The sequence below is a fragment of the Pseudoflavonifractor sp. 60 genome (assembly GCF_009911645.1).
Taxonomy (GTDB): Bacteria; Bacillota; Clostridia; order Oscillospirales; family Oscillospiraceae; genus Lawsonibacter.
On sequence record NZ_QWKI01000117.1, the window covers coordinates 1 to 26,295 of the forward strand.

Annotated in this window: 19 protein-coding genes; 13 read left to right on the forward strand and 6 right to left on the reverse strand. The window is 62.8% G+C overall.

Features of this window, described 5'->3' with window-relative positions; translation table 11 throughout:
* Positions 1-404 precede the first annotated feature (404 nt).
* From D1646_RS13040 to D1646_RS13080, 9 genes are all read left to right on the forward strand, one after another.
* Complete coding sequence (locus D1646_RS13040) at positions 405-1,307, forward strand: stage III sporulation protein AB (RefSeq protein ID WP_160636867.1); 903 nt, start codon at positions 405-407, stop codon at positions 1,305-1,307.
* The gene (locus D1646_RS13045; RefSeq protein WP_160636868.1) at positions 1,308-1,817 is read left to right on the forward strand and encodes a stage III sporulation protein AB; all 510 of its coding nucleotides are present in this window, start codon (positions 1,308-1,310) and stop codon (positions 1,815-1,817) included.
* Between the two features lie 259 nt (positions 1,818-2,076).
* On the forward strand, positions 2,077-2,271 hold the full coding sequence (gene spoIIIAC, locus D1646_RS13050; RefSeq protein WP_160636869.1) for a stage III sporulation protein AC: 195 nt from the start codon (positions 2,077-2,079) through the stop codon (positions 2,269-2,271).
* Positions 2,272-2,279: 8 nt separating this feature from the next.
* Positions 2,280-2,660 carry a SpoIIIAC/SpoIIIAD family protein gene (locus D1646_RS13055; protein ID WP_243154164.1) on the forward strand — a complete coding sequence of 127 codons (381 nt, stop codon included), beginning with the start codon at positions 2,280-2,282 and terminating at the stop codon, positions 2,658-2,660.
* Positions 2,657-3,715: a stage III sporulation protein AE gene (locus D1646_RS13060; protein ID WP_160636870.1), complete on the forward strand. Its 1,059-nt coding sequence runs from the start codon at positions 2,657-2,659 to the stop codon at positions 3,713-3,715. The genes D1646_RS13055 and D1646_RS13060 overlap by 4 nt, the downstream gene beginning before the upstream one ends.
* On the forward strand, positions 3,712-4,200 hold the full coding sequence (locus D1646_RS13065) for a hypothetical protein (RefSeq protein ID WP_160636871.1): 489 nt from the start codon (positions 3,712-3,714) through the stop codon (positions 4,198-4,200). Before D1646_RS13060 ends, D1646_RS13065 begins: the two co-directional genes overlap by 4 nt.
* Positions 4,197-4,712, forward strand: coding sequence for a stage III sporulation protein AG (locus D1646_RS13070; RefSeq protein ID WP_160636872.1), 516 nt, complete (start codon positions 4,197-4,199; stop codon positions 4,710-4,712). Before D1646_RS13065 ends, D1646_RS13070 begins: the two co-directional genes overlap by 4 nt.
* A 255-nt stretch (positions 4,713-4,967) precedes the next feature.
* Positions 4,968-5,600 (forward strand): SpoIIIAH-like family protein, encoded by a 633-nt coding sequence (locus D1646_RS13075; RefSeq protein ID WP_160636873.1) that lies wholly within the window; start codon positions 4,968-4,970, stop codon positions 5,598-5,600.
* Positions 5,601-6,328: 728 nt separating this feature from the next.
* Positions 6,329-6,682, forward strand: a complete 354-nt coding sequence (locus D1646_RS13080; RefSeq protein WP_160636874.1) for an Asp23/Gls24 family envelope stress response protein — start codon at positions 6,329-6,331, stop codon at positions 6,680-6,682.
* A gap of 86 nt (positions 6,683-6,768) precedes the next feature.
* Here the strand turns inward: D1646_RS13080 and D1646_RS13085 are convergent, their stop codons facing one another.
* The 5 genes from D1646_RS13085 to D1646_RS13105 all read right to left on the reverse strand — a co-directional run bounded on the left by D1646_RS13085 (position 6,769) and on the right by D1646_RS13105 (position 19,027).
* A complete protein-coding gene (locus D1646_RS13085; RefSeq protein ID WP_160636875.1) occupies positions 6,769-11,274 on the reverse strand; it encodes an S-layer homology domain-containing protein in 4,506 nt (1,501 codons plus the stop codon).
* Between the two features lie 76 nt (positions 11,275-11,350).
* The gene (locus tag D1646_RS13090; protein ID WP_160636876.1) at positions 11,351-16,627 is read right to left on the reverse strand and encodes an S-layer homology domain-containing protein; all 5,277 of its coding nucleotides are present in this window, start codon (positions 16,625-16,627) and stop codon (positions 11,351-11,353) included.
* A 51-nt stretch (positions 16,628-16,678) separates the two neighbouring features.
* The gene (locus tag D1646_RS13095; RefSeq protein WP_160636877.1) at positions 16,679-17,257 is read right to left on the reverse strand and encodes a PilZ domain-containing protein; all 579 of its coding nucleotides are present in this window, start codon (positions 17,255-17,257) and stop codon (positions 16,679-16,681) included.
* Positions 17,257-17,604, reverse strand: coding sequence for an EscU/YscU/HrcU family type III secretion system export apparatus switch protein (locus D1646_RS13100; RefSeq protein WP_160636878.1), 348 nt, complete (start codon positions 17,602-17,604; stop codon positions 17,257-17,259). Before D1646_RS13100 ends, D1646_RS13095 begins: the two co-directional genes overlap by 1 nt.
* Positions 17,591-19,027 (reverse strand): hypothetical protein, encoded by a 1,437-nt coding sequence (locus D1646_RS13105; protein WP_160636879.1) that lies wholly within the window; start codon positions 19,025-19,027, stop codon positions 17,591-17,593. The genes D1646_RS13100 and D1646_RS13105 overlap by 14 nt, the downstream gene beginning before the upstream one ends.
* A gap of 167 nt (positions 19,028-19,194) precedes the next feature.
* Between D1646_RS13105 and D1646_RS13110 the strand changes: the two genes are divergently transcribed.
* From D1646_RS13110 to D1646_RS13125, 4 genes are all read left to right on the forward strand, one after another.
* The gene (locus D1646_RS13110; protein ID WP_160636880.1) at positions 19,195-21,276 is read left to right on the forward strand and encodes a chemotaxis protein CheA; all 2,082 of its coding nucleotides are present in this window, start codon (positions 19,195-19,197) and stop codon (positions 21,274-21,276) included.
* A 31-nt stretch (positions 21,277-21,307) separates the two neighbouring features.
* A complete protein-coding gene (locus tag D1646_RS13115) occupies positions 21,308-21,793 on the forward strand; it encodes a chemotaxis protein CheW (RefSeq protein ID WP_160636881.1) in 486 nt (161 codons plus the stop codon).
* A gap of 35 nt (positions 21,794-21,828) precedes the next feature.
* Positions 21,829-22,632 (forward strand): protein-glutamate O-methyltransferase CheR, encoded by an 804-nt coding sequence (locus D1646_RS13120; protein ID WP_201754675.1) that lies wholly within the window; start codon positions 21,829-21,831, stop codon positions 22,630-22,632.
* A gap of 64 nt (positions 22,633-22,696) precedes the next feature.
* Entirely contained in the window at positions 22,697-23,797 is a 1,101-nt protein-coding gene (locus D1646_RS13125; protein ID WP_160636882.1) for a chemotaxis response regulator protein-glutamate methylesterase, read from the forward strand.
* A gap of 86 nt (positions 23,798-23,883) precedes the next feature.
* On the opposite strand, the gene D1646_RS13130 is transcribed toward D1646_RS13125, so the two are convergent.
* Entirely contained in the window at positions 23,884-26,067 is a 2,184-nt protein-coding gene (locus tag D1646_RS13130) for a hypothetical protein (protein WP_243154165.1), read from the reverse strand.
* Between the last annotated feature and the right edge of the window lie 228 nt (positions 26,068-26,295).

Genomic DNA, 26,295 nt, shown 5'->3' on the forward strand with positions numbered 1-26,295 from the left:
ACTCTACAATTTTTCTCTACTTTACGAATTAAAGAAAAATAAATTTCCTCTTGCATATACTAGAAAACAGTGGTATAATAACTCTTGGCAAAAAGTTGAACAAAGCCACTGTAGACACGCAAAAGAAGCCCCGGAGGAGTGCTAGTCCTCCGGGGCTTCATTTAGGCTCACAGACCCTTGCGGTGCCGGTTAAGCCATTTGGTCACATAGTTGCCGACTATGTTCCCTGCAACCGACACAAAAAAGCTGAACAAATAGTCCACTGCATTCACCCCCCTTCGGGGAAGGGTCCAAATCCATTATATCAGCCTTCGACATAGTTCGCAAGGCTGATATTTTTTTGTCATAGCCCCCGGCTTGTCCTCATAGGATAGGGCAAAGGCTGGTGATAAAGGATGACACAAATGACAGCGGCCCAGAGCTGTGAGCAGGCCCTTCGGGTACTGCCCCAGCGTCTGCGGCAGGAGGCCCTGGCCCTGTCTCCGGAGGAGCGGGCGCGGACGGAGGAGTTTCGTCTGCGGACCGGCTGGCCCATGACGGCGGTCTGGGACGGGGAGGAGCATTCCCTGGGGGGTCCGCCAGTGGGGGGAGAGGAGCTGGAGCAGCTGGTGGAGCTGGCCAGCCAGGCCTCTCTCCACGCGGTGCTGGACCAGGTGCGTCGGGGCTATCTGACGGCGGCAGGGGGGCACCGGATCGGCCTGTGTGGGACGGCGGTCCTGCAAAACGGGGAGCTTCACAGTCTGCGGGGACTCTCCTCCGCCAATCTGCGCATAGCCCGGCAGGTGCGGGGGGCGGCCAGGCCGGTTTTGGACGGGCTGTGTCCCGGCGGGCGGCTGGGGGACACCCTGATTTTAGCGCCTCCCGGCCTAGGGAAGACGACCCTTCTGCGGGACCTGATCTGGTCGGTCTCCGAGGGGGAGGGCTGCGCCCCTCTCCGGGTCGCCCTGGCCGACGAGCGGGGGGAGGTGGCCGCCATGTACCAGGGCCGCCCTCAGCTGGAGGTGGGCCGCCGTACCGACGTAATGGAGGGCTGTCCCAAGGCCCAGGGGCTGATGCTCCTGCTGCGGGCCATGAATCCCCAGGTGCTGGCGGCGGACGAGATCACCGCGCCGGAGGACGTCCAGGCTCTGATGACGGCGGCGGGCTGCGGCGTGACGCTGCTGGCCACCGCCCACGGAGAGGACGAGTCCGACCTGGAGCGCCGCCCCCTGTACCGGGTCCTGTTGGCGGAGGGGCTGTTTCAGTATCTGGTGCAGATCCGCCGGACAGAGGGGACACGAATCTACACAGTGAAGGAGCTGAGGTAAATGCTGCGGCTGATGGGAGCGGTTCTGGTGGCGCTGGGGGGGACCTGGCTGGGTTTCCGGGCGGCGGACGGCCTGCGGCGGCAGGTGCGGGAGCTGCGCCGGATGGCCGCCGGTCTGGCCGTGCTGGAGGGAGAGCTGGAGCTGAACGCGCCCCCGCTGGCCCAGTTGCTGGGACGGGGGGCCAGGTACAGCGAGGGGGGCGCGCGAGAGCTGTTTCAGGCCTGCGCCCAGGGTCTGGACCGGTTGGACCGGGAGGATTTTCCCAGTCTCTGGCGGCGGCAGACCGGGCGGAAAAACGAGCTGGGTCCGGAGGGACAGGCTGTGCTGGCCTCACTGGCCGATATCCTGGGCCGCTGTGAGCTCCAGCGCCAGCAGCAGGCCCTGGCCGCCGCCCGCCGCCGCCTGGAGGAGTTGGCCGGCCAGCGGGAACAGGACTGCCGCAGCCGGGGCCGGGTCTACCAGGCGCTGGGTGTGTCCGGGGGCGCGTTCCTGATTATTCTCCTGCTGTAGCATCGGCGGGCGCTCCTTCTTTTCTTTGAAAAGAAGCAAAAAAACTTTCCCCTGCGCCCTGACATCGTTGCCATAGATGCAGCGCTCCGCCCGGTTACGAAGGTGCATCAGAGTTGTTATTTCATTAAGAGGTCTAAAAATATTTTCGTGACCGGGCGGCGGGGTCGAGGGCAGATCAAGACTTACAGAGCGAGGAAAAAGTTCTTTCTGCTTCTCTTTCTTACAAGAAGGAGAAGGAAAGAGGAAAGAAGGTACACAAATGGAAGTGGATTTAATTTTCAAGATTGCGGCCATCGGGATTCTGGTGGCGGTACTGAACCAGGTGCTGAGCCGTGCCGGTCGGGACGAACAGGCCATGATGACCACGCTGGCGGGGCTGGTGGTGGTGCTGATGATGGTGGTGCAAGAGATCGCCAACCTGTTCGACCTGGTGAAGAATCTCTTTGCCCTGTGATGGGGGCGATGGTACGGCTGGCGGCGGTGGGGGTCACGGCGGTGGTGCTCAGTGCGGTGCTGAAGAAGAACGTTCCGGAGCTGGCCCTGCTGCTGACCCTGGCTGCGGGGCTGTGGATCCTGGGGGCGGCGGCGGAGGGACTGGGAGCCATCAAGGCGCTGCTGGAGGAGCTGGCGGGACAAGCCGGCCTGTCCGAGGCGCTGCTGGAGCCGGTCCTCAAAACGGTGGCCCTGTCCATCCTCACCAAGGTAACGGCGGAGGTATGCCGCAGCGGGGGCGAGGGGGGCGTGGCCGCCTTTGTGGAGACGGCGGGGACCGTGCTGGCTCTGCTGGCGGCTCTGCCGCTGGTGCGGGCGGTGGCCCAGCTGATGGGGGAGCTGCTGCAATGAGAGGACTGATTTTATTCTGCTGTCTCAGTGCGCTGTGTGTCTTTCCCGGTGTGGCCGCAGAGTTGACCGTCCCCGACCTGGATCAGGTGTGGGAGCAGGCGGAGGGCTACGGCGTCAATCCCGGGGACTCTCTGGATCAGGGGGCAGCCAATCTCCTTCAGACGGCGGCGGCCCAGGTGGGGAGCCTCTTCCGGGCCAGCCTGTCCACCGCCCTGAAGCTCATTGCGGTAGTGCTGCTGTGTGCTATGGCGGAGGGGGTCCAGGGGGAGAACGAGGGGCTCCAGGCGGTGACCATTGCGGGGGCCCTGGCCATCACCGCACTGACCATGACGGACATGGCGGTGATGATTGGCCTGGGACGGGACACGCTGGAGAAAATGGAGACCTTCGCCGACCTTCTCCTCCCCGTCACAGCGGTGCTGACGGCGGCCACAGGGGGCGTAGCCGGTGCGGCGGTGCGGCAGGGGGCCACCATTCTCTTTTCCCAGCTCCTGCTCATTGCCATGGACCGGCTGCTCATCCCTCTCATCTACGCCTATGTGGCGGTGAGCTGCGCCCATGCGGCGGTAGGCAATCCAGGACTGAAAAAGGTGGGTGATCTGTTGAAGGGAACGGTGAATTTCCTCCTCACCGCACTGCTGCTGGCCTTTGTGGGCTACCTCACCGCCAGCGGGGCGATTGCGGGCAGTGTGGATGCCGCCGCTGTAAAGACCGCAAAAATGGCCATCTCCCGGGCCATCCCGGTGGTGGGCGGCATTCTGGCCGACGCCTCCGAGTCGGTGCTGGCCGGGGCAGGCGTTCTGCGGGGAACGGTGGGGGTTGTGGGGATGCTGGTGGTGCTGGCCATCTGCCTGACCCCCTTCCTGCGGCTGGCCCTCCAGTACCTGGTCTACCGGGGGACGGCGGCCCTGTGCGCCTGCGTGGCCCAGCCCAAGCTGTCGGGGCTGATTGAGGCCATCGGCTCCGCCTTCGGGCTGGTGCTGGGGATGACGGGAGCGGGGGCGCTGGTGCTGCTGGTAAGCCTGGTGTCCGCCATCGGGGCGGTGGTCCCATGATTGGGGCGGCAAGGAGCTGGCTGCTGGCCCTGGTCTCGGTGAGCCTGCTGTGCGCGGTGGCCGACGCCCTCATGCCCAAGGGAGCGGTACGCCGGGTCGGGAGACTGGTGTGCGGCCTGACCCTGGTGGCGTCTATTCTGACCCCCCTGGCGAGGCTGGACCTGGAGGGCAGCCAGCGCTGGCTGGAGGACTGGCTGGCCCAGACCCGCCTGCGGGAGGAGGAGCTGGACCGGGCGGTGGGCGGACAGCTGAAAACGCTCATAGAACGGGACTGCGCCGCATATATTGTGGACAAGGCGGCACAGCTTGGATACACCTGTTCCGCCCAGGTGGAGTGTGAGGAGACCCCGGAGGGGATTTATCTCCCGGTGCGGGCGGAGGTGCGGGGCCTCCCCCGGGATGGGGGGCGGCGGCTGATAGAGGCCATCGTCCAGGACCTGGGGGTTCCGGAGGAAGAGATTTACTTAGAGGAGGAAATGCCGTGAAATGGAAGTGGCCCGAGGCGGCCCAGAGGTGGAAGGGGGCGCTGAAACAGAATCAGGCGGTCCTGCTGGTTATCGCGGTGGGGGCGGCGCTGCTGCTTCTGCCCTCGGGAGGCCGGGACAGCCCCCAGGTCCAGGAGTCCCCCGCCCAGACAGAGGGAACATCCTTCGACCTGGAGGCCTTTGAGAAGAAGCTCTGCCAGGTCCTCTCCCAGGTGGAGGGAGCGGGGGAGGTGCGGGTCGTCCTCTCCCTGGACGGGGGCAGCCGCCAGGTGCTGGCCCGCAACCAGGAGCAGGACCGGGACGGCGGCGGCTCCAATACCGTGGCCACCGTGGGGCGGGGCTCCGGGACCCAGGAGGTGGTCCCCCTCCAGGTGGTGGCCCCCCAGTTCCGGGGCGCGCTGGTGGTCTGCCCCGGCGGCGGCGACCCCCAGGTCCGCCTGCGCCTGGTGGAGGCGGTCTCCGCCCTCACCGGCCTGGGCAGCGACCGTATCTCGGTGTGCGCCTCGTCCTGACCCTCTGCTTTTTCTTCTTTTTCTTGTAAAGAAAAGAAGAAAAAACAGCAAAAAGAAGAAAAAGAACTTCCCCCTGTGTCCCTGGAGATGGGTCCTACCTTTGGGGGATTTGACGGAATATGAGGCAGGAAAGAAAGGGAGTGGGTTACAGACCGGTGGATTTGCGGAATCTGACAGGCGGAAAAGTTTTTTCTTTTGCTTCTTTTCTTTTTTTCAAATAAAGAAAAGGAGAAAGAATTGTAAGGAGGAACGATTATGAGGACGGAAAAAAGAGGAGCCAGCTGGTCTCAGCTGTGGAAACGGAACGCGGTAGTGGCGGCAATTGCGCTGTTTGTATGTGCGGCGGTCTATTTGAACTGGAACTACGGCAAGGAGGGGGAGACCGACGCGGGCAAGACACTGGGGCAGTCCGCTATGGTGGGGGGCAAGACCCAGGACCCGCTGCTGGGGGGAGACGCCTCGGTGCAGAGCCCTGAGGACAGCAGCGCCGGACAGGTGTCAGGGGAGACGCCCGGAGAGGAGCCCAAGACGGACAGCGCCTATTTCGCCACCGCCCGCCTGAACCGGCAGCAGGCCCGGGACAGCGCTCTGTCTCTGCTCCAGGACGCCGCCGCCCGAGAGGACGCCGATGATGCGGTGAAGGAGCAGCTCAACGACAACATCCAGACCATGGCGGACTACACAGTGACCGAGGCTCAAATTGAAAATCTGGTGGTGGCCAAGGGCTACGCCGACTGTGTGGCCTTTATCGGAGAGGACGCCCTGTCCCTGGCCGTCTCTGCGCCCGAGGGTGGACTGACCCAGGCTGATACCGCCAAAATTCTGGACGTGGTCCACCAGGCCGCAGGCTTTACCGCTAATCAGATCACCATTATTGAGGTGGAGTGAGCCGGTCCGAGATTGTCTGGCAGGCACTGCTTCTACTTGAAGTCTGAGGTAGAAGATAGTCTGCCTAATAGCAATCCCCCGCCCTCGCTTCGCTCGGGCACCCCCTTTCAAAAGGGGGCAAGCGGCTTCGCCGCTTGGGGGCCCTGCTTCGCAGGGCCCATTCCTCGTCCCGCCCGCAGGCGGCCTGGCCCCTTTGAAAAGGGGCTCCGGCGAAGCCGGTGGGGATTGACTGGCAAGCATTACTTCGACTTAAAAAGATGGTACTTCCAATAACAATCCCCCGCCCCAGTGTGCGCACTGGGGCACCCCCGTTCAAAAGGGGGCAAGCGGCTGCGCCGCTTGGGGGCCCTGCTTCGCAGGACCCATCCCTCGTCCCGCCCGCAGGCGGCCTGGCCCCTTTGAAAAGGGGCTCCCGCGAAGCGGGTGGGGATTGACCTGCAGGCACTGCTTCTACCTGAAATCTAAAATAGAAGATAGTCTTCCAATAACAATCCCCCGCCCCAGTGTGCGCACTGGGGGCGCCCCCTTTCAAAAGGGGGCAAGCGGCTGCGCCGCTTGGGGGCCCTGCTTCGCAGGACCCATCCCCCGTCCCGGTGCTGCTGCGATTTACCCGGTGTTCGGGGTTTATGAGACTGGCATAGAAAAAGTTTTTCTCCGGGTTGTCAAACGGGAAAAAATGTGGTAAGATAAGAAAAACCGTTGGAAAACTGGAACAGGAGTGGTATCACATGGGTGAAAGCAAGGAGTATGTCTCCCGCTCTGACGAGTTGGGCAACATCCATATCTCAGAAGAGGTGCTGGCAGCCATCTCCGCGGCGGCAGCTCTGGAGGTGGAGGGGGTCAGCAGTCTGGCCAATCCCAGCAAGAAGAACGCCGCCAAGGGGGTCCACATCAAGCTGGAGGAGGACCAGGTGGTGGTAGCCATGTCCGTTCTCATGGCATACGGCCACACCATCCCCGAGATGGGCAAGGCCGTTCAGGAGGCGGTGAAGAACGCCATCGAGTCCATGAGCGGGCTGGAGGTCTCCGCAGTCAACATCAATGTGGTGGGCATTGTGTTCCCCCCGCCCCAGCAGCAGTAAGAAGCGGCGCCGGATTTCCGGCGCTGTTTTTCGTCCCTCCAATCCATAAAAAATCCCGCAGCTTTTGCTGCGGGATTTTCGTTTGTTCAGGAGGTCATGACCCGGTGGAGGATCTGGGCCATATCGATTCGGTTCAGATTCTCCTGGGGGGCGATGCGTCCGCCTCTGGTGGGCAGATAGCCCATCTGGAGGGCAAAGGACACCGCGCCCTGGGCGTACTGGGAGACAGAGCTGCCGTCCGTGTAGCCGTTCAGGGTACTGGCGAAGCCGTCGGCGGCGCTCCAGCCCACCGCGCGCATGGCCTGGCGGACCATAATAAGGGCGTCCTGGCGGGTCACCTGACTGTTGGGGCCGAACCGCCCGTTGCCCACGCCGCTGACGATACCCAGGCTATACAGCTGATTCACCGCCTGGGCGTAGTAGGCGCTGGAGGGCACATCGCTGAACTGGCTGCCGGAGCTGGAGCCGGTCAGTCCGAAGGCCTTGCTCACCATCAGGGCGAAGTCGCCCCGGGTTATGGAGGAGGTGGGGCCGTAGCGCCCGCCGCCCACGCCGGAGGTGACGTCGATCTCATAGAGGTAGTCCACCGCAGCCCGCTCCTCGTTGGAGTATCCGCTCATGTCGTTGAAATAGGCGGAGCTGTAGGAGGGGGAGACGGTGATGATGACCTCCCCGTCGAAGGTGGTGCCGTTGCTGTTGGTGCCCACATAGGGCAGGGTCACGGTGCCGCTGTAGCCCGCCTTGGGGACGAAGGTCAGGTCGGAGATCAGGCTGGAGCCGGTAAGGTTGTAGCTGGAGCCGGTACTGGCCTGACGGTCATACTGGGTGGGGCTGTTGTACTGGAAGTACAGGTGTCCCGAGTTGGTGGGGGGCATGGTGGAGAACTTGATGGACCGCAGGGTCGCGCCGCCTCGGGCGAAGTCGCTGCCCCGGAAGTGGATGGGGCTCACCTGGGTCGCGTAGCGCACCGTAACGTCCGCCTGGGGCCGCTCCACGGTGATCTCCACGGTGCCGGTAAACTCCTCGTTATTGGTGGCCCGGGCGGTGAAGTCGATGGTCACGGTGCCCACGAAGTCGCTGGCGGGGATAAAGGCGACCCGGTCCAGGCTGCCGGCGGCGATGGAGGTGGAGCTGGAGGTAATGCGGGTCCCCTGACTGGAGGTGGAGCGGTAGTTTTGATAGAGGCTGCCCTGGTTGGCGTTGGGGAGCTCAAAGCGGACGGTGCTCACGTCCCGGTCGGTGAGCCACTGGGACAGGTCGTCAAAGTCGTTGCGCAGGAAGACGGCGGCAGTTTTGGAGTCGGTGTAGTAGTGCAGGTCGTTGCCGGAGCTGCCGCTGCTGGTGCTGGAGTCGATGGTGACGATGCCATAGAAGGTCTCGCCGCTGTCGGCGGTGCCCACGAAGGGGATGTCGATGGAGCCGGTGAAGCGGCTGGTGGCCCGGAAGGACAGGTTGTCGATGCGGGGGTAGGAGGTGCCGTTGTAGTAGGCCTGATCGACCGACGCCGCGGAGCCGCTGTAGTACAGGTTGCCGTCGGCGGTGTTGGGCAGGCCCTGGAACTGGATGGAGCGCAGGCGGTCGTTGACCTGTTCCCGGCACAGGCGGTTAAAGTCGGTGTCGTCGAACTTCACCGATTTGCCGGGCTGACAGCTGTAGCTGATGTTGCCGGAGCCGGCGCTGCTGCTGCGCACGTTGACCTCCACGTTGCCGGTGAAGCGGGTCCCGTTGGTGGTCTGGCCGGTGAAGGGGATGCGGATGGTGCCGGTGTAGTTTTCGGCCACGGCGAAGGACAGGCGGTCGATGCGGGGGGTCCGGGTCCCGTAGTAGTAGGTTGTACCCACCGAGGCCCGGCTGCCGGTGTTGGTGGCGGAGCGGTAGTCGTAGTAGAGCACGCCCTGGTCGGCAGAGGGCAGGGCGTCGAAGCGGATAAAGCTGAGGGACTGGCTGTCGTCCAGCACCTCCCGGCAGTAGCGGCCGAAGTCGGCGTCATCAAAGTGGGCAACGCCACCCTTGACCACGTCGTAGCTCAGTCCGCCGATGCCCACTCCGGTGTCCCGGCCCACGGTGATGCGCAGCTGGCCGCTGCGGGGCATGGCGTTGTTCCCGGCGGGCTTGTAGGTGTAGTAGATGGTCACATCCCCCTCGAAGCCGGGGGCGGGGACGAACCAGACATCGTTCAGCTGACTGCGGCTGAACTGGTCCCGGATGGTGACCACGCTGCCGTAGTTGCTGGCGTTGACATAGTCGGTGTACAGGCTGCCCTGGCGCACGGGGGGCAGGGAGAAGGAGACGTAGTCCAGCTGAGCGCCGGTAGCGGCCCGGCAGGCGATTTCAAATTCCGTGCTGTTAAACCGGAGGGCGGTGTTGTAGGGGGTCGACATGGAGAAATTGGAGCTGGCCCCCTGCTCCGCGTTGTGGAGGATGCGGCAGGAGACCACGGTGCCGGTGGAGGAGACGGCGCTGTAGGAGATGGTCACCGGGCCGCTGTAGCCGGGCTTGGGCACGAAGGTGACGTCGGAGAGCACCTTGCGTCCGTTGCCCGACTGGGCATAGTAGTTCTCGCTCTGGGCCACGCCCTCGCCGTTCTGGGCCTCGGAGGTATACTGGTAGTAGAGGGTTCCCTGACTGGTGGGGACGGACAGGTTGGTCAGGTGGGACAGGCCGCCGTCCACCTGCGCGGCGATGCGGGAGGCCAGGCTGGAGAATTTCAGGGTATCGCCCGTCTTCAGGGGGGTCGAGCTGGTCAGGTCGATGGTGGACTGGCCGGCGGTGACCTCCACAGTGAAGGAGGCGGTGTAGCCCCCGCAGAAGGCGGTGATGGTGGTCTTACCGGGGCCCCGGCCCGCCACGCTGCCGTTGCTGACCTCCGCCACGGAGATATCCATGGACTGCCAGCTCACAGTTCGGGAGCCGCTGGCGTTGCCGAAGCGGGAGACCAGAGGGACCATTTTCCGCTGGTTCTCGGTGAGGGTCATCACCGCATCGTCCGCCAGGGGGTTGGAGTCCTCGTCCAGCAGGATAATGCCGCTGACCTCCACCACCACGTTCTGGGACTCGGTGTTATCCCCCTCGCCAATGGTGGCGGTGACGCTGGTCTTGCCGGGGGAGTGGCCGTAGAGGGTTGCGGTGCTGCCGCTGGCGCCGGACTGCACGGTGACGATCTTCTCGTCCCCCGAGGGTACGCTCCACCGGATGGTCTGGCCCGCCGGGTCGGTGGTGGCGGTGAGCTGCTGGGTCCCGTTGGGCTCCATGGTGAAGGGCCCGGTGGGGGTGATGCGGATGGTGCCCACGCGGCCAATCACCTTAATGGTAAAGGAGCCTTCCGTTGTTACCGTCCTGCCGTTCCAGGTATAGGTGGCGGTGACCTTGATGACGCCGTTGCCGGTGTCGCTGCCGGAGGCCGTCACCGTGGCGGTGTTGGTGCCCCGGTTGGGGACCACTGTAATCAGCCGCTGGTTTTCACTGCTCCAGGTGTAGGTGGCGTTGCCGTCGTTAGAGTTGATGACAGAGGTGCTGCCATTTTCCATCTGCGCGGTGAGGGCAAAGGTCAGGGTGTCGCTGGCCCCGGTTTTCAGGGTCAGGTTTACCGCTTCCCCCTCGTCGGGCTTTTTGGGAAGCTCCTGCCCGGTAATGCCGGTCATAATGTTGCCGGCGGAGGTGTTGGCCTTGACGGTGACCTCGCACTCCCCGGTGAGGGTGATAGAGCCCTCGGTGTAGGTCACCGTAACAGTAACCTTGGTGTCGCTGCTCACCGGCCCGGCGGACAAGGTGATGGACCGCCCGGCGTTGGACATACGGATGGCGGGATTGTTCTGGGGGGCCCACACATACCGTCCCGTTCCGGAAACGCCTGACCCGCTCACCTCAGCGCTCAGCATTTTGCTGGTGCTGCCCAGCTCCAGCGTGGTCTCACTGAGGGTCAGGGTAGCAGGTATAGCGGCACTTACTTCAATTGTGTGCTGAACATTGTATGTCCCACCTTGATAGTTCACCGTAATATCAAGCGTAACACTTCCGGCACTCTTGGGCGTAATATTCTGACCGGATACCTCCACAATTCCACTGGGAGTTCCGTTACCATTGATAGTGAAGGTAACTCCGGCTGTGCTTCCTTGGGTCTTCTTGCCGTCGGTATCAACTTCTGTAAGAGTGCTTAGTGTTAAAGGGGTGGAACTGCCTCCAGCTGTCAGCGTTCCAGGTGTAAATGTGCATTCGATGTAGTCCAGGGTAGGCTGAGCAGCTGGATTGATGGTCACTGTGCAAGTAGCTGCGATTGTATTATCAGCAGAATAGTATGCAGTGATTATCACAGTTCCATCTTTTTTTGCTGTAACGCTTCCTGTAACAGTCCCATCACCTGATACAGTAGCTATTGTATCATCACTGCTACTCCAGCGAAGATCAGTTGCAGACATGTTACTCAATGTTGCGGTTAGTGTTCCAGTTTCAGTACCGCCCATCTGTAGGTCCATAGTCTGCTTGTCTAAGCCAATGCTCTCGTTTGCCGCCAGTACAGCGGGAACCATAGAGACAACCATGGTAAGTGCCAGGAGGACCGCCAGCCAGCGGCGGGCCAGGAAGGTTTTTTGCATACAAAACACTCCTTTTGGGGTCAGGATTTATAAAGTTACAGCGGGAGCGGGCGCTTGCCCGCCCCCGCTGGATGAATTAGGGGGTCGTCAGCTGAATCAGCTCGGAGGTACCAATTACTGTATCGCCCCACTTTATTTCCATAAAGTAACCGTACAAAGGCATATTGGACTGGGAAGGAAGCTGCTGATTCTTGATGGTACAAGTTACTTTTGTGCTAGTACGGCTGCCGCTGGCGTTGGACAAAAGCCCCTGCTCGATAAATACGATATCAGAGCCGGACCTCAGTCCTTCAAAGCCAAAACGGATTACAGTGGTTAGACCGTCTCTAGCTTGGTCTAGGTCGGTGATTTTACCGCTGGAACCCGCAAGCCCCTTGGCGTCCTTTGCGTTGCTATGACCTGTGCCTGTCTCGGAACATTTCTGGTGGATCTCCTTCGGGTCACCCGTTGCAGTCTGACTTTCCACCCAATACAGTTCCTTGTCAAACTGAATGGTGATGGAACCATTAAATGTGCTGCTGCCTGCTGCGGATTGATAGATAACCGCCGATGCCTCGGTTGCCGTGGGCGGGTCCTGGTCGGGAATCACCACGTCGCCGATGCCCTTAAAGGTGTAGCCAGAAATCCGGTCGTCGCTGGAGGGGTGCTGGCCCACCACCAGAACGTAGTAGGGGGTGATGCGCTCCATACCCTCGGTGGTGTTCAGGACTTTACCGGTGTCGTCCTGCTCCGTGCTGACACCGGTGCCACTGCTGGTCGCCAGACCGCCGCTGGCCTGCTGAATCAATCGGGCAATAGTATTCTTTAAGCCCTCTCCAGCGTAGATGTCAAACACCGAGTAGCCGTTCATCTTATCTCCGTCCTCCGGGAAATAAGCATCAGCGACATTATTTCCAGTCTTGGCCTCGCGGTCGTTGTAGTCGGTGAGCAGCGCCTGGAGTACGGTCATGGGCTGATCGTTCCCATCGTCATCCTTATAAGTGGTGTAAGCGGTGGGCAAATCCCCTACCAGGGCATAGTTGGACAGCTCATCACGCAGCACACGCAGGGCGGGGCTGGTGGCCACGTCACCGGCGGCATAAATCACATAGTCCAAATCGCCAGGGGCGTTGGGGGTCGTGACACGCACCAGACCGGGGCCGTCGTGGTCCAGCATGATCTTGGGGGCTGCGGTGGCAGTGGTGGTGAAGTTGTACACATAGACCTGAGACAGGGCGGCGGAGGTGCCCCGCACTACCATATAGACGTAGTATTCAGTCTCGGGTTCCAGAACATTTCCATCAACTTCTTTGTTGATCTCAATCCGGTCCTGTACACCCATACTCTCGTAGCTGAAGGTGCCATAGGGATAGCTGCGGTAGTAGCGGGAGGGATTGGACAGGTTCAGAGCGGGGGGATAGTCGTCCTCCACTGTATAGTAGGTAAGCTTATCGTACTCGTTCAGAGCGCCGGGAGAGTCCTCGTTCGTCTGCTTGGTAATGACCTTCCAGAAATCTTCTTCATCGGTCAAGCTCTCGATATACGTTTTTGTGACCCCATCCACTGGTGCATTCACGGTGATATGGGTGTCCAGCACACGGTCTCTGGGAGCAATCACATAATAGATGGTGGCCTCACGGTCCAGCGCAATGGTGATGTTGGCAAAGGTGTCGCCGGCGTCAATCTTGGGTCCGGAGGTGAACTTGGGAACTACGCTGTCCACAAAGGTAGCCCGGACACTCACATAGTCGCTGGTGCCGTAGGTACCGATGGAGCGCCCGCTCTCACTGGTGACGCCGGTATCCCATGCGTCGATATCCTCAGGTGTGATTTGTCCGCCGTGGACAAAGTTCCACAGGGCACCGGTGCCGCTGGCCACCACATAGGCCCGGAAATTCACCTGACCGCTCCAGTTCTCATAAGTGGTATTGGAGTCCTTGCGGGTTACCGAAATGGCAAACTCATAGGTGGCGTTCTCGTCCAGGTTCACCAGGTTGGGAAATTCGCCGGAGGTGACTTTGAGGAAGTCGTGGTTGACGGTGGCGGAGTCCCAGTCCATGCCCTCCATCAGGGTCGTGGCCTTGTTGCCCAGGTAGACCCAGCCCTTGCTGTCCGGTGTACTGCCTCCGGCCAGCTTGCCGTTGGTGAAGCGGTCGGTCTCGTGGAGGGAGGTCTTGCTGGTGTCGTTGGCGTCGTACATCCGGTAGTACAGGTCAAAGTCCACCGCCGCGTCGGACAGGATGATAATCTCATAGCGCACGTTGGGGTCGGCGTTCTTGGTGGACTGGGGACTCATCAGGAAGCTGGTGTCCACCCGGGCCTCCTCTCCCCCCTCCGCGTGGTAGGAGGGATTGGAGCTGACGCCGTCGCCCGGGGCCAGGTTGACCAGAGCGAAGACGGTGTCAAAGTAGTCCAGCACGTGGTTGGTGTTGACACAGTTCTTGGGGTTCAGAGTTGTGGGACTGGTCTGGTTGTTGGCGTTGTCCCGAATGTTTGTCAGCTCAAAGTGATACCGTGCGCCGCTGGCCAGCCCCACCGCGGAGCCACTGGGGAAGACGACCTCAATTTTGCCGTCTCCGCTGGTGGAGGAGCGGACCACCACATTGTTGTAGTTGACCCAGGGCACATCGCTGGGGATGCTGCCCTCGCCGTAGGAGGGCACCTCCGTGCTGGCGTTGGTGGCGGTGTTCACCTGGTACAGCTTGAAATAGTTGGACAGGGCGGTGTACAGCTCCCGCTTGGCCTGGGTGTCGGTGATCTCGTCGCTCTGGGCCTTGCCGGTGCTGATGTTGTACAGGCTGAGCAGGTCCCGGCTGTTGCCGGCGGTGATGTTCTCATTAAATTCCAGGATGATATCGCTGTTGGCCATGGGATTGCGGGTCTCGTCCTCCCCCTGGTAGTCGGTGAAGTACTGCCGGACCACCGGGCCGCTGTTGTCCAGGGTGCGGATGGTGATCTTCTTCACCACAGCGGAGTAGTTGCCGGCGGTATCCCGGGCCACGTAGTAGAAGTCGTAGGCGGTTTCGGTGTTCAGGCCGGTGACGGGGATGGTCACGTCGGTATCGCCGTTGGGCACGGCCACCTGGCCCCGGCGGGTCGCGTTGCGTCCGCTGGACACCTGGAGCTTGGCGTATTCGCTGTCCAGCTTGGCGGACACGGGGCTGCCGTTGTCATCCAGGATGTTGTCCTTGTCCAGGGGGTTGCTCTGGCTGTTGGGCAGGGGGTAGGCGGTGCCCTCGGGGACCACGGCCCAGAAGATGGTGCCCGTCTCGTTCAGACCGGCGGTGAGGGTGACTGCGGTCTCCGCCACCGTGGCGCTGTTGTAGTCGGGGTCGGGGTCAAACACGGGGGGAGTGCGGTCCTCGGTGGTGAACTGGAGGGCCTGGACGGCGGAGCTGTTGGCCCCGTTGGCGTCAGTGAGCCACAGGTACAGGGTGTAGTCCTTCAGCTCCTCCAGCTGATTGCTCACATTGATGACCCGCTCGGTGTTCTTGGTCACGTCCACCACGCCGTAGCCCAGGTTGCCGGTGACAGAGGCGGTCTTCATGTCGTCCGCCGTGGGAGCCTGCGCGCCCCGGGGCAGGACGGCGTAGTACAGCTTGCAGGTCTTGGTGGGCATCACGGTCACCTGGGCCAGGGTATCGGTAACCAGGGACATATAGGGGTAGCCCTGGGCGAAAGCGGGGACGGTGTTGTCCGGCGTGGTGAAGGAGATCACCTTCACGGGGCTGCGCTGGTTCTGTTCATCCACCAGCAGGGCGGACAGGTAGTAGGAGCCGGCGGAGGTCAGCCCGGTAATCTGGGCGCTGACCACGGTATCCCCCGCGGGGGCGGAGACGGAGCCGTTGCGCACCGCTCTGGAGCCGTAGGAGGGCGGGGAGATCAGGTCCTCCTCGCCGATGGAGCCGTCGCTGATGGAGCTCACCGCCCAGTAGACGGTGCCCCGCTTGTTGCCCGAGAAGTCGGCCCGGAGGCCGGTGGGGGCAATGTCCTTGGCGGCGGGGTAGCCGGAGAGCAGGCGCGGGTCGGTGGAGCCCTCCTCCGCCGCAAGGTGGTCCATAATGACCCCGGCAATGTTTGCGGTGAGGCCGGGCCGGATGTAAATATGCTCCGGGAGCATGGAGACCACGCAGCCGGGGGCGTTGATGTTGAGCTGCTCAATGTCGCCCTCGCCGGTGACGTTGGTGGCCACGTCCAGGTTCAGCTCCTTGACCTCGGTATTCCGGTCGATCTGAACGGTGGAGTTAGTGGCGTCCTCGTCCACGGTGAGCTTGGCCACGGTGCCCAGAGCCACCTGAATGGTGGAGTTGGGGGTCTTGTTGACCACCTCTTTGATGCGGCCCGCCAGCGTCAGGTGGGTCCCCGGCTCGGCGTCCAGCTCAATGTTCATCAGACCCTTGTCGTCGGTGTTGTTGTCCTCCAGATAGGCGGGGGTGCGCACAATGGTCTTGGCAATGTCGGTAATGCCGTCGGCCCGGATGGTGACGGTGTTGTTGCGCATATTGTCCACCAGCATCTCGTCGGCGGTGACATTGCGCAGGACCACGCTGGCCTCGCCGCCCTGACTTTCGCCGGTGCCGCTGACCACGATCCTGCCGTGGACGGTGACGTTCTCCAGCTTGACGCCCCCCAGGCCCACGCCGCCGGACACATACAGGTCGCCGGCAATGGTGGTGTCCTTCAGGGTTACGTCGGAGGAGGTGATGGTCACGTTGTCAAAGACGCCGCCCAGGGAGTACTCGCCGGGCTGCTGCACCGGGGTCCCGATGCAGTGGGTCACGAAGACGGCCATCTGGGCCAGAGTCACCTTGTCCTCCGGGGCGAAGCGGTTGCTGGGGTAGCCCGAGGCGATGCCGGTGTCAATGGCGGTTTTGATGACCCCCCGGGCCCAGGTGCTGATATCCCGGCTGTCGCTGAAGGACATATCCTCGCCGGGGGTCTCCTTGAGCATCATGTTCTTGCCCAGGATGAACACCGCCATCTCCCGGTTGAGCACGTAGTTGGGGGAGACGGTGGTGGGAGAGGTGCCCGAGATGTAGCCGGTGTTGTAGGCAATGGACACGTCGTCGTAGAACCAGTCCGAGATGTCCACATCGGTAAAGGGCATATCTGCCGCCTTTTTGGTGTAGCCGTAGGCCCGGTTGACAATGGCCATAAAGTCGGCCCGGGTTATGGGTCTGTCGGGGTCGCTGGCCTGGTCGGGACGGATGACCCCCCAGTCCACCAGCTGATCCAAATATTCATCGGCCCAGTGCTCCGCCGAGGCGGTCAGGGTCAATCCGGGGACCGCCCCGATGAGCAGGACGGCGGCCAGGAGCAGCGAGAGCAGGCGTTCGCTCCAGGCGCGGGGTTGGGTTGGGGTTCTGTGCGGCATAACGTGGTTCTCCTTTCTTTTTTCCAGCGGGGCGGGGGTTGGCGCGGACGCTTACGAGGTCCGGATCTGGATGCTGAACACAGCCTTTCGGATCAGGGCCTCCTCATCCTGGATCAGGTCCACAAACTTGGCGGCGTAGAGGGGCGGGGAGCCCTCCTCCTTCACCTCCCGGATCACCTGGGTCTTCACCACCAGGGGGTGGTCGGTAACGGGCAGGACCAGCTCCACGATCTCCCGGTGGACCAGGGGGGCCGTGGTGTAGAAGGCCACGCCGCCGCAGCTCAGGTCCTTGGCCCGGACGGCCTTCTGCCCCTTCCAGGAGCCGCTGACCGGGTACATGACGCTGGAGAAGTCGGTAAGGATGCGCAGGTTCTCCCGGGCGTTGGAGTCCAGGGCGGCGGTGGGCTGGATGACCAGCTGGTCCTCCCGCTGGCGGACAATGACGCCGATGCGGTTGGGGGTGCTGTCGTCGATGCCGATGAGCTGAATTTCCCGGTGGGCGGCCACGTCGTCCACCTTGTCGTTCAGGACCCGGATCTGGAGCACCTCCGCGTTGGGGGGCGACTCCAGCACTGCGTTGGCCAGGGGGGTTCCCTTGCTGTCCAAAACTAAATAGAGGTGTTCCTGCATCAGGCTTCTCCTTTCTTATCCCGGGCGGCGGCGGCGTCCTGGGCCCGCATGGCCTCCCGCTCCCGCCGGAGCTTATCCGGGTCGTTGGGGTCGAAATTTAAAAAGTAGACGTAGATCTCCACAATGGCCTGGTACAGTGCGTCGGGGATCTCCTGTCCCAGGGCCAGCTGGGAGAGCATGGTGGCCAGGGAGTTGTCCTCATAGACGGGGACGCCGCTCTCAGAGGCCACCTCAATCATCCGCTCAGCCAGGTAGCCCATGCCGGAGGCCACCACCACCGGCGCGCCCTCTCCCTCGTATTTCAGCGCCACCGCCCGGTTGGTGGCCCGGTTATCATATCTTGACATTGATACTGCTCTCCCCCTCAAAGATTTTCGGGAACACCCCGGAGATGGTCAGCGGCCGGTCCGAGCGCTGCACCTGCACCGACCCGGCGGTGAGGCCGTTGTCGGTAAGGATGCGGGACAGCTCCCCCTGGACCAGCTGAGAGAAGGGGGCGACCCGGTCGGGGCAGAAGAGCTGGATATCCACCCGCTCCCCCTGGCAGGTCATCACCATATCGAAGAAGCCCAGCCCCTGGATGTCGATCTTGAACAGGAAGCGCAGGGTGTTCTCCTGATTTCCCCGGCCCCGCTTCAGGTTCTCCTCGGCGTCGGGGTCCACCCACATCTCGGAGAAGACCATCTTCCCGTCCCACTCCAGGGGCAGGAGGATGTGGTTCAGGGGCATATGGACGCTCTCGTTCACCAGGAAGGCGGAGACGATGTTGCGGAAAGCCTCCTGCACCTCCTGCCCTGCGCCCCCCTGGAGGGCCCTGTGGGCGGCCTGGGCCAGCTTGGCGGCAAACTGGTCCCCCTCGGCGGCCCGGGCGAAGCTGTTGCTGTTCACCAGGCGCAGCAGGGCCTCGTCCGTCAGCCCGCCCAGCCGCTCCTTCAGACCGGGGCTGCTGCCCAGCTGGTGGAAGGCCTGAAGCAGTCCGTCCTCGCTGCCGTTCTCATACCGGGAGATGTCCAGGGCCAGCATGGAGATGAGGGTCCGGGACAGGCCCATGTCGTTGGTCTTGCTGGTGTAGCCCGACAGGAAGGGCATAATGGTGCCCTGGAGCAGCTTCAGCGCCCCCTGCCGGTCGCCGGCGTTCAGCTTGCCCTCCAGCTCGGACACCATGGGCAGCAGCTGACTGCCCCAGCTGGCGGGGATGGCCCGGGTGAGCTTGGTCAGCCCCCGGAGCATATTGCCCTGGAGGTGGGAGGTGGAGGTATAGTCGCTGTACTTCTTTAAAAACTGGAGAATGTTCCCCCGGGTCGTCTCCGAGTTGCTGGCGGAGTAGGCGTCCCGGAGGATGGCGAACAAAGCGCCGCCGAAGCGGGTCCCGGTGGACATTTGGGACAGCAGGAACTTGCCCAGCTGGCTCTGGTCCATCTTCAGCATATTCAGCAGCGCGCCCATCTCCTGGGCGGTGCCCTCCTCGATGCCCGAGGAGACCACCAGGCCCTGGTAGATGGCGAACAGCCTGCTCATGCTCTCCGCCATGCCGGGGGTCCCCATCAGCCGCTGAAGGAAGGCGGCGAAGTTGGAGTCATAGCGCAGGGCCTGACTGCCGCCGGAGTCCCCCGTATCCTGCCGCTCGGTCCGGTTGTCCGAACGGCTCACCCGGTTCAGGTCCGGGGCGTTTTGGACCCGGGTGTCGCTGGGGGAGGTGGGGATGTTTCGGTTTACGTTGTTGTCGTTATGACCTGGTACCGGATTGGTCACACCAAGCAGATCTGGCATTGGCGACACTCCATTTCAGGTAAAGTTTGTTTTTTTTTCGGGGAATCTTAATTTTCCAATTGACACTGCCGATATATCGAGTATGATTAGAAGTGGCGGGTGTAGTATGCCTTTTTGGCCGCCTCCCCGCCGCTCCCCAAAACCAATTGAGAAAAGGTGGCGTTTTTATGGGTGACAGCATTCTGGATATGTATCTGTATGAGACCAATACCCTGCTGGAGCAGCTGGACGGGATCCTGCTGGCGGCGGAGGAGGCGGATACATTCTCCGAGGACAGTGTCAACGAGATTTTCCGGATCATGCATACGATCAAGGGCTCTTCCGCAATGATGGAGTTTACCTCCCTGATGACGGTGGCCCACCGGATCGAGGATATGTTCTTCCTGATCCGGGAGAAGAGCATGGATATCGTTCCTGAGCAGGACCGGCCAGAGCTGTTCGATATGCTGTTTCAGGCGGTGGACTTCTTCCGCAGTGAGATTGAGAAAGTGGAAAACGGGGAAACTCTCTCTCAGTCTATCGACCACATCGTAACTAAAATTAATAGCCTGATCGATAAAATTCAGGGCAATCCCCCCGCTCCCGCTCAGGAGAGCGCCCCCGCCGCCGCCCAGGAGGAGAGCGCCCCTGCCGCCGGCCTGGAGGCGGCCAACCCCGACTATCTCTTCGGCATCCACGTCTTTTTTGACGAGGGCAGCGGTATGGAGAATCTGCGGGCCTTTATGCTGGTCAACAGCGTGAAGGACTACTGCGGCGACTTCATCACCGTCCCCGCCAACACCGAGACCGACCCCTCCACCTCCGACATCATCGCCGACCAGGGCTTCCAGCTCTGGTTCCGCACGGCGGAGGACCGGGACGCGGCCATTCACGCTATGGACGGAGCCGGCTCCGTGCGGGAGTATCAGCCGGTGGACGCGGCCAAGCCCGCCCCTGCCCCCGCTCCCACCCCCGGCCCCGAGTCCCCCAAGGCCCAGGCGCCCAAGCAGGAGGCCGCCCCCGCCCCCAAGCCCGCCGCTCCCAAGGCGGACGCGGCCAAGCCCGCCGCCGGCCAGCAGCACCCCAAGGAGAGCCTCATCAGCGTCAACCTGGCCAAGCTGGACCAGCTGATGGCGGTGGTCAGCGAGATCGTCATTACCGAGTCCATGGTCACCTCCTCCCCCGACCTGAAGGGACTGCGGCTGGATAACTTTACCAAATCCGCCCGGGACCTGCGCAAGCTCACCGACGACCTCCAGGACGTGTCCATGTCCCTGCGCATGGTCCCCGTGTCAGGGGCCTTCCAGAAGATGAACCGCATCGTCCGGGACATGAGCAAGAAGCTGGACAAAAAGGCCAAGCTGACCCTCATCGGCGAGGACACCGAGGTGGACAAGACCATTGTGGACGCCATCAGCGACCCCATTATGCACTGCGTGCGCAACTCCATGGACCACGGCCTGGAGGAGAACGAGGCCGACCGCATCGCCGCCGGCAAGGACCCGGTGGGCGAGGTGATCCTGTCCGCCCGCCACACCGGCAGCGAGGTCATCATCGAGATCAAGGACGACGGCCAGGGGGTCGATACCCAGTATGTGCTGTCCAAGGCCATCCGCCAGGGCCTGGCCTCCCCCGACCACGAGTACAGCCAGAAGGAGATCCTCAACTTCCTGATGATGCCCGGCTTCTCCACCAACACCGAGGTCACCGAGTATTCCGGCAGAGGCGTGGGCATGGACGTGGTGAAGAAGAATGTGGCCGACGTGGGGGGCACCATCTCCATCTCCAGCGAGTGGGGCAAGGGGATGACCACGACCCTGAAGATCCCCCTGACCATGGCCATTATGGACGGCATGGAGGTCTCGGTGGGCAGCTCTATCTTCACCATCCCCATCAACTCCATCCAGTCCTCCCTGAAGGTCACCGCCCAGGAGGTCATCCACGACCCGGCCCAGGGGGAGATGGTCAAGATCCGGGACAACTTCTACCCCATCATCCGGGCCAAGGAGCTGTTCGGCATGAGCGAGGGCTGCGACAACATCGAGGAGGGCATCCTCATGTGGGTGGAGTCGGGAGAACACTCCTACTGCCTGTTTGTCGACGAGCTGCTGGGTGAGCAGCAGATCGTGGTCAAGCCCCTGCCCAACTACATCAACAGCTTCGGCGTGAAGAACTACGGCATCACCGGGTGCAGCATCCTGGGCGATGGCAGCATCAGCATCATCCTGGACGTGATCAACGTCTACACAGCCGCCCACAGCACATACTGATCCGGGCCACAAAGAAGGGAGAGGTAAACTTATGTCCCAAGCGGAAGAAATGTTATTTGCTACCGAAGATCAGCAGGAGGCCGACAGATACTCCGGCCAGCCCGCCGAAATCGCCTCTGAAAAGTACCTGATCTTCTCCTCCGACGGCCTGATGTACGGCATCAAGGCGGAGATCGTGAAGGATATCACCACCGACTACACCATCACCTATCTGCCCCAGGTGCCCCCCTTCGTCCGGGGTGTGATCAACCTGCGGGGCCAGATCGTCCCCATCATTGATATCCGCCTGCGCCTGGGCAAGGAGCCCCGGGACAACTTCTGCTGCATTGTGGTAGACGCGGACGGCAGCGAGGTGGGTATCCTGGTGGATATGGTGGAGCAGATGGTGGATGTGCCTCTGAACGCCATTCTGCCCGTCCCCACCAGCAAGAGCCAGGCCGTGGTCACCGGTATGTGGACCCTGCCCAACGGCAATACCATGCTGGAGCTGGACTGTGAATTGATGCTCCACGGCTGAGGGCGGAATACCATGGAGAAGGAGGCGATTACAACATGATACAGACCATTTCGGATGAGGATTTCCGAAAGCTGACAAATTTTATTCAACGGGAGTACGGCATAACCCTTCAGGAGAAGCGCCAGCTGGTCACCAGCCGCCTGTCCGGCCTGGTGACCGAGCAGGGCTACTCCGACTTCGGCCCCTTTGTGGCCAACCTGCTCAAGGAGCGGGACCCCCAGAAAATAGAGCTGGTCCTCAACCGCCTGACCACCAACTATACATTTTTCATGCGGGAGACTGAGCACTTCGACTTCTTTACCAAGGTTATCATGCCCGAGCTGGTGCGCAAATATGAGCGGAAGCGGTCCATTGCCATCTGGAGCGCCGGCTGCTCCAGCGGCGAGGAGCCCTATAACCTGACCATGTGCATCAAGGAGTATCTGGGGCTTCAGGCCAGCAAATGGGACACCCGCATCCTGGCCACCGACATCTCCCAAAAGGCCCTGGCCAAGGCCAAGCAGGGGATCTACGAGGTGCCCGATACCGTGCCCGCCGCGTGGCGGCAGAAGTACTTTAAGAAGATCGAGGGCAGCCGCTACGCCGTGACCCCCGAGGTGCGCAACAACGTGATCTTCCAGACCTTTAACCTGATGGACCCCATCCGGTTCCGCACAAAGTTCGACGTGATCTTCTGCCGCAATGTGATGATCTACTTTGACCAGCCCACCAAGGACGCCCTGGTGCGCCGGTTCTACGACGCCACGGTCCCCGGGGGCTATCTGATGATAAGCCACTCGGAGAACCTGAGCAAGGACGCCCCCTACCGTACGGTAGCTCCGTCCACCTTCCAAAAATGAAGCAGTCAACCCGTCCCGGCCTCCGGGGCGCGCTTGACTGTTTGGCAAAGGAGCGAAGAGTGTTATGCCTTTCCAATCAGCAGTACCTCCCCGAAAGGTACGGGTCATGGTGGTGGACGACTCCGTGCTGGCCCGCACCATGATCGCCAACGGCCTGGCCGCCTCCCCCTTTATCGAGGTGGTGGCCACCGCGGTCAACGCTCAGGACGCCCTGGTCAAGGTCCCCCAGTACAAGCCCGACGTCATCACCTGCGACGTGGAGATGCCCGGCATGAGCGGCATTGACTTCCTCAAGCAGCTCCTGCCCCGCTACCCCCTGCCGGTGCTTCTGGTGTCCTCCCTGGACCTGCGGGTCTTCGACGCTCTGTCCGCCGGCGCGGTGGACTTTGTGCGCAAGCCCGAGCCGGGGCAGAACGAGTCCTTTATTGCCGCCCTCACCCAGAAGGTGGTCTTCGCCAAGGGGGCCCATGTCCGCCCCCGGGCCGCCATCCACACCCCCGCCCCTGCGGCGGGCGTCAAGGGCGGCGGGGTCAAGCAGCCTGCCACCGGCTCTCTGCCCGCGCCTCCCCTGCTGGGCAACCGGCCCTCCATGGGCAACGTGATCATCGCCCTGGGAGCCTCCACCGGCGGCACCGAGGCCACCCTGGAGGTGATGCGCCGCCTGCCCGCCGACATCCCCGGTATGCTCATCGTCCAGCATATGCCCACCGGATTTACCAAGATGTACGCCGACCGCCTGGACCGGCTGTGCCACATGGAGGTGCGGGAGGCCAAGAACGGCGATGAGATCCACCGGGGCCTGGCTCTGCTGGCTCCCGCCGACCTGCAGATGCGGGTCGTTCGCAAGGGCGTCAAGTATACCGTCTCCTGCCTGCCCGGCGAGAAGGTCAGCGGGCACCGCCCCTCGGTGGACGCCATGTTTATGTCGGTGGCCGAGCAGGTGAAGTGCAAGACGGTGGGGATCATTATGACCGGCATGGGCCGGGACGGCGCCGACGGCCTGCTCCAAATGCGCAAGGCCGGGGCCTACACCATCGGCCAGGACAAGGAGTCCTGCGTGGTCTACGGAATGCCCATGGAGGCCTACAACATCGGGGCCGTTCAGATTCAGGGCTCCTGCGAGGATATCGCCGGGATCCTCCTGAGACAGCTGCAAAAATGGTAATCGCCTTTCCGCCGCCCATTGGGCGGCTTTTTTTACGGGCGGACACAAAAAGAGACAGCCGGAGGGCTGTCTCTGGAAATTTTCTGTCAGTACCGGTGGACCCATCCGGACAAGAACCACACAGGGGCCAGCCAGGTGAGCATATAGACCATCAGGTTGAAGGGGGACAGGGAGGTGTAGGCCCCCATGGAGGTGAGGTAGGCGGCCAGGGCCATCCCCGCCAGGGACCCGATACAGCACAGCACCGCCCCCAGCCTGGTGGCCCACCGGAGCCGTTTGGCGGCGGCGATGGACTCGGCGAAGGGGAGGAGACCCTCCCGGCACAGCAGGGCGGTGAGGACCCCCTCGTGGAGCTGGTCCGGGTCGGACAGCTCCCGGCGGCGCTCAACCCGGGGGAAGGCCATCTTGTCCGCCGCCAGCTTGAACCGCTGCTGGAGCATGGAGGGGATCAGGTTGAAGTCCCGGGTCGCCAGCACCGGCCCCACCTTCTCCATCATCAGGGCGGACAGGGCGGGGAAGACGGTGTCGGGCAGGGTGTAGCTCAGGGCGAAGATGCCCGCCAGCTCCCCGTCAATGGCGCAGAAGACGGCGCTCTTCACGTGCAGTCCCTGGGGCAGATTCACCTTCATCAGCTTCATAAAGGCGGCGGAGCCCACCAGCACCTGCTCCCCCCGGATGTTGGCCGACAGGCCGCCGCCCTCGTGACAGGCCAGGGCTTCGGCCCGCCGCATCAGCCCGCCCATGGACCGCAGCTGGTCGTGGAACAGCTTGGTCAGGCCGCTGCCCGAGTCCCGGATGAGGGTCGCCGTGTAGGCCACGACCCGTTCCGCCGGAAAATCTCCCAGCACCTTGAAGCCGTTGAGCTCCACATAGCCCGGGGGGAAGAGGTCGCCGTCGGTGATGAGGACCCGGCTGCCGGTGCGGGAGGCGGCGATGCCCGGCCAGCCCGCCAGAGCCGCCCCGCTGGGGGACAGGCGGCGGGCCGTCTTGTGGAAGGGGCGGCCATAGACCAGCGAGCTCCCGAAGGCGGTGGTGGCGGTGAACAGAGCGGACAGAGCCCACATCAGCCGCTCCGGATGCTCTCCGCCCACCGAGACCATCAGGGCGAAGGCGATATCGCCCAGCACCAGCAGGGGACATACAAGGCGGAAAATGCGCTGGGCCCCGTCGTCGGCCTGGATTTGACTCCCGAAATCCTCCTGGGTCCCGGACCATTTGCAATAAGTGTCCCGGTCGCTCCACTTCCCCGGCTCCAGAGTGACCCGGTAGGGGGCGGAGGCGGAGGCGGCGCACCGGCAGGACAGCCGCAGGGCGCACCGCTTGTGGTAGACCCCGTGGAGGAGGAAAAACAGCCCGGACAGACAGACCAGGGTGTAGGGCAGGCGGTCAGAGGGGGCCTCCGCCGCGGCCAGTTCCAGGGTGTCGGCCAGAGTAAAGCCGCAGGCCAGGACCGCCATGGTGTCCATGCCAAGCCGCAGGCGGAGGGCCCGGAAAATGCCGATGAGCAGCTGGTCAATGGCCAGCAGCATCCCCGTCCCCAGCAGCGCGGCGGCGAGACAGCACTGGAGCTGGGGCTGGTCCAGAGGGGCGGGCCAGTTCAGCCCCACCATGGGGACCAGTATCTGCACCAGCGACACCGCCACCAGCAGAAAGAGCAGCAGGACCCGGGTGCGCATCCACTTCAGCCCCCGGGCGTAGCGGCGGGCCAGCTCCTGGGGGGGCAGGTCGGGGGGCGGAGGCTCCTGCCGCTTGGGACGGCGCAGAGGGCGGGGCTCCTCGTCCTCCTCCTGGTCGGTGCCGGGGATAAGCTTCTCCAGCCGGCGGACCTCCTCCTTGTCCACCGACTCGTCCTCTTCAAACATATGCTCGGCGTAGTCGTCTGCCTTGCGGTTGATCTTCTTCACAAAGGCGGAGAGAACGCTCTCCTCCTGGGGGAAGGGGATGACCTTCTCCCCCTCCTCCTCGGGCGGGGGCTCCTCCGGGGGTTCCGGCTCTGCGGGCTCCTCCGGCTCCGGCGGCGCCCCCGGAAAGGCCAAGACCCGGCCCGGCCCCTGGGGAAGCGCTTCGTCCTCCGGCCTAGGCGCGGGCCGGGGCAGCGTGGACAGGTCAATGGTGTTGAAACGTGCCTCCGTCTCCTCCTCGGGAGCGGACGGATGGCCGTACTCCGCCATGATGTCGTCCAGGGAAAAATCTCCGCCGTCTGCGTCCCCGATCAGCGACTTGATGTCGATGAGCTCGCCCTTGTTCAGTTTTTCGTCTCGGTCGCTCATGGAGAACTCCTTGATGTAATGTAAAATGCTTTGTAAGTAACAATCCCCCGCCCCAGTGTGCGCACTGGGGCCCCCCCTTTCAAAAGGGGGCAAGCGGCTGCGCCGCTTGTGTGGCCCTGCGAAGCAGGGCTCATCCCTCGTCCCGCCCGTAGCGGCCTGGCCCCTTTGAAAAGGGGCTCCGCGAAGCGGTGGGGATTGATTTGCTGGCACTGCTTCTACATTAAAAGC

Bases quoted from the DNA above. Each gene is read 5' to 3' on its own strand.
- D1646_RS13040 (WP_160636867.1), top strand. From the start codon at position 405: ATGACAGCGGCCCAGAGCTGTGAGCAGGCCCTTCGGGTACTGCCCCAG.
- D1646_RS13045 (WP_160636868.1), top strand. From the start codon at position 1,308: ATGCTGCGGCTGATGGGAGCGGTTCTGGTGGCGCTGGGGGGGACCTGG.
- spoIIIAC (WP_160636869.1), top strand. From the start codon at position 2,077: ATGGAAGTGGATTTAATTTTCAAGATTGCGGCCATCGGGATTCTGGTG.
- D1646_RS13055 (WP_243154164.1), top strand. From the start codon at position 2,280: ATGGTACGGCTGGCGGCGGTGGGGGTCACGGCGGTGGTGCTCAGTGCG.
- D1646_RS13060 (WP_160636870.1), top strand. From the start codon at position 2,657: ATGAGAGGACTGATTTTATTCTGCTGTCTCAGTGCGCTGTGTGTCTTT.
- D1646_RS13065 (WP_160636871.1), top strand. From the start codon at position 3,712: ATGATTGGGGCGGCAAGGAGCTGGCTGCTGGCCCTGGTCTCGGTGAGC.
- D1646_RS13075 (WP_160636873.1), top strand. From the start codon at position 4,968: ATGAGGACGGAAAAAAGAGGAGCCAGCTGGTCTCAGCTGTGGAAACGG.
- D1646_RS13080 (WP_160636874.1), top strand. From the start codon at position 6,329: ATGGGTGAAAGCAAGGAGTATGTCTCCCGCTCTGACGAGTTGGGCAAC.
- D1646_RS13085 (WP_160636875.1), bottom strand. From the start codon at position 11,274: ATGCAAAAAACCTTCCTGGCCCGCCGCTGGCTGGCGGTCCTCCTGGCA.
- D1646_RS13090 (WP_160636876.1), bottom strand. From the start codon at position 16,627: ATGCCGCACAGAACCCCAACCCAACCCCGCGCCTGGAGCGAACGCCTG.
- D1646_RS13095 (WP_160636877.1), bottom strand. From the start codon at position 17,257: ATGCAGGAACACCTCTATTTAGTTTTGGACAGCAAGGGAACCCCCCTG.
- D1646_RS13100 (WP_160636878.1), bottom strand. From the start codon at position 17,604: ATGTCAAGATATGATAACCGGGCCACCAACCGGGCGGTGGCGCTGAAA.
- D1646_RS13105 (WP_160636879.1), bottom strand. From the start codon at position 19,027: ATGCCAGATCTGCTTGGTGTGACCAATCCGGTACCAGGTCATAACGAC.
- D1646_RS13110 (WP_160636880.1), top strand. From the start codon at position 19,195: ATGGGTGACAGCATTCTGGATATGTATCTGTATGAGACCAATACCCTG.
- D1646_RS13115 (WP_160636881.1), top strand. From the start codon at position 21,308: ATGTCCCAAGCGGAAGAAATGTTATTTGCTACCGAAGATCAGCAGGAG.
- D1646_RS13120 (WP_201754675.1), top strand. From the start codon at position 21,829: ATGATACAGACCATTTCGGATGAGGATTTCCGAAAGCTGACAAATTTT.
- D1646_RS13125 (WP_160636882.1), top strand. From the start codon at position 22,697: ATGCCTTTCCAATCAGCAGTACCTCCCCGAAAGGTACGGGTCATGGTG.
- D1646_RS13130 (WP_243154165.1), bottom strand. From the start codon at position 26,067: ATGAGCGACCGAGACGAAAAACTGAACAAGGGCGAGCTCATCGACATC.